2 protein-coding genes are annotated in these 1,372 nt (G+C 58.7%); both read right to left on the reverse strand.

All coding sequences use genetic code 11. From position 1 onward, the window contains the following. Positions 1–167: 167 nt before the first annotated feature. The gene (locus AB0L75_RS44240) at positions 168–944 is read right to left on the reverse strand and encodes an alpha/beta fold hydrolase (protein ID WP_365191946.1); all 777 of its coding nucleotides are present in this window, start codon (positions 942–944) and stop codon (positions 168–170) included. A gap of 167 nt (positions 945–1,111) precedes the next feature. Then, positions 1,112–1,372: phosphopantetheine-binding protein (locus tag AB0L75_RS44245; RefSeq protein WP_365191945.1), on the reverse strand; the 261-nt coding region annotated here is incomplete at its 5' end.

The following is a 1,372-nucleotide window of genomic DNA, read 5'->3' on the forward strand; positions in this document are numbered from 1 at the left end:
AAAGCAACCTGAGCTGTGTAGACATCCACCCCCTCACGCTCATACAGAGCATGGAAAAACATCCCCTCCTGCAACGGAGACAACGGCCAAACATCAACCAAGTTCTTGCGCGCAGACGACATCTTCAACCTTCCTGAATAGTTTATATCACCTCGAAACGACATCACTTACAATGAGGTGCGCGCCCCCACACCCGTCACGGGGAGAAGGCGAGAAAAGGCATCCTGGAGAACAGCGCCAGCATGCTCAGAAACATAGAAATGACCGCCAGGGAAATCCCGCATGGTGAAACTGGACCGGGTAACTGATTCCCATGAACCGACCGCTCCAGGACTCAGGTCGGGGTCTTGGTCGCCGTAATAAGCCATAACTGGGACACTGAGACGCTCATCCATGGTTGGAACGTACGCACGCAGGAGTTCGTAGTCCGCCCGGACGGGCGGCAGAAAGAGCTCCCTCAATTCCTCACTCTGGAAGGCCCGCGGATCAGTGCCGCCAAACCCGCAAATCTCTTCCATCAGCTCCGCGTCCGACATCGCACGAACGTCACGGGTGCATTGATCCTGAGGGCCAGCCCGCCCGGAAACAATCAGTCCTCGTAGATCCACGTCTCTGTCCTCTAGCGTCAAGGCGAGTTCGTGCGCAACGGACGCTCCCATGCTGTGTCCGAGCAGGATCAATTCAGACCCCTTGAACGCCTCACAAGCATGCGCAAGGTCCTCAACCAGCTCCCCCATGCTCGTGGCGGAGCTGTCCAAGATGCGCTCCTCGCGCCCTGGGTAGCGTGCCGCAACCAGTTCAACCCCGTCAGGAACGAAGCGGGACCATGGGTGAAAGAAATTGGCAGAACCTCCCGCGTGCGGAAAACACAAGAGTCGAAGCGAAGAATTGCCTACAGGCTTCAGCACGCGAAACCACTCACTACCGTCAATCAACGTAGCCATCCATCCTTCAATCAAGGGTTCAGTCTCTGGAGCTTCACCGAGCACCAGTCCTTGACGTTTTCGACCATGACGCCAGGACGCTAGCGGACAAGCCAAGGTTGCAATATCTGCATTGTCAGCATTCTTCGGCAGCGACGAAGAATGCTGACAACGTAGGCAGGTTTTGATCAAGGACGCCGCATGGGCCTCAGCGCCGGCCTCGTACTCTTCCGCTGGGGCAGTTGCCTGGCGAGTGCGGCGACGGTGGGGTGTTCGAAGAGGGTGCGGATGGGCAGTTCGCAGCCCAGGGTGGTGCGGATGCGGGCGGCGAGGCGGGTGGCGAGCAGGGAGTGTCCGCCGAGGGTGAAGAAGGAGTCGTCGATGCCGACGTGGTCGAGGTTGAGGATGTCGGCGAACAGGCCGGCGAGGACCTTCTCCGTCTCCGTGGT

Origin of the sequence: Streptomyces sp. NPDC052101, assembly GCF_040680235.1 — a bacterium.
GTDB lineage: Bacteria > Actinomycetota > Actinomycetes > Streptomycetales > Streptomycetaceae > Streptomyces.

Bases quoted from the DNA above. Each gene is read 5' to 3' on its own strand.
- AB0L75_RS44240 (WP_365191946.1), bottom strand. From the start codon at position 944: ATGGCTACGTTGATTGACGGTAGTGAGTGGTTTCGCGTGCTGAAGCCT.